This window comes from Sulfitobacter sp. 1A15106 (assembly GCF_043556995.1).
GTDB lineage: Bacteria > Pseudomonadota > Alphaproteobacteria > Rhodobacterales > Rhodobacteraceae > Sulfitobacter > Sulfitobacter faviae.
In genome coordinates, this window is sequence record NZ_JBIFFM010000038.1 from 1 (window position 1) to 1250 (window position 1250).

1 protein-coding gene is annotated in these 1250 nt (G+C 59.7%); it reads left to right on the plus strand.

Annotation, left to right across the window (positions count from 1 at the left end; all coding sequences use genetic code 11):
- The first annotated feature begins 148 nt into the window (after positions 1–148).
- Positions 149–1141, plus strand: a complete 993-nt coding sequence (locus ACGYKA_RS20020) for an IS30 family transposase (RefSeq protein WP_394415699.1) — start codon at positions 149–151, stop codon at positions 1139–1141.
- Positions 1142–1250: the final 109 nt, after the last annotated feature.

Consider the following 1250-nt stretch of genomic DNA (forward strand, 5'->3'; position numbering starts at 1 on the left):
CTTGCTACCGTCGCGCCCAGTAGTGACATTCCTGCTTTGCAAACCCAGTGACATTTCTGAATGGTGTTTACATAAGCTGTAGCCGCGGCACATTCTAAACTGCGTTGCGACAGATGCTCTATCTTGCTGGAAAGCAAGGAGAACGAGATTGGCACACATCGAACTGAACCTGCGCGAAAGGCGCCAGATTGAAGATATGCTGAATGCCAAGGCACCAGTACGGAAAATCGCAGAGGCCATCGGCAGGCATCGCTCGACGGTCTACCGCGAAATCAAGCGAAACGCCTTCTCTGATGAAGAACTGCCGGAACTGAACGGGTATTACGGTATGGTCGCTCAGAAGGAGGCGTTGGCCAGGCGTGCGCGGCGGCGCAAGCTGCTGAGGCTCGAAGCTCTTCGGCAGGCCATTGTTGACCGGCTCAAGGCCGGGTGGTCACCAGAGCAGATCGCAGGCCGCCTCGGGTTCGAGGGCTTGGATGCCCGCATCAGTCACGAGACAATCTACGCTTGGGTCTATGGCCCCGAGGGCCGGGCCGATGACCTCGCGCGGCACCTTCCCAGCCGCCGCAAACAGAGAAAGCCACGCCATGCGCGCAGGCCTCGTGGACGGGTCTTCCCGCCGGAGCGGTCTATCCATCAGCGACCTGACTACGTCAAGTCACGGGAAACCTTCGGAGAATGGGAGGGCGATCTGATGATCTTCGAGCGCGCCACGGGCAAGATGAACGTCGCCTCACTGGTTGAACGCAAGACCCGCTTCGCCGTGCTGTTCCGCAACAACGACAGGAGCACGACCCACTTCATGCGCCGACTGATGGCGGTGATGGAGCCCCTGCCCCAACCTGCGCGACAGTCGATCACCTTCGACCGCGGCATCGAGTTCCGCGACTGGCGCAAGCTTGAGGCCGGGATCGGAACCACCGCATGGTTCTGCGACCCGCAGGCGCCTTGGCAAAAGGGATCGGTCGAGAACCTGAATAAGCGCGCCCGCCGCTGGCTACCCCGTGACACGCCGGTGGCAATGTTGGGCGAAGATGCCATGAAGGTCGTTTGCGACCGCCTAAACGGCACGCCCCGCAAATGCCTCGGCTGGCGCACACCCTTGGAAGCCTTCAGGGAAGAAATGAGGAACTTGGGATAGAGATACCTGTCGCAACGGGTCTTGAGCCTTCACGCAAAGCAGTAATGTCACCCATCGGCAAAGCAGAAGTGTCACTCTCCTTGCATACGGTAGCGAGGATTAGTGGACA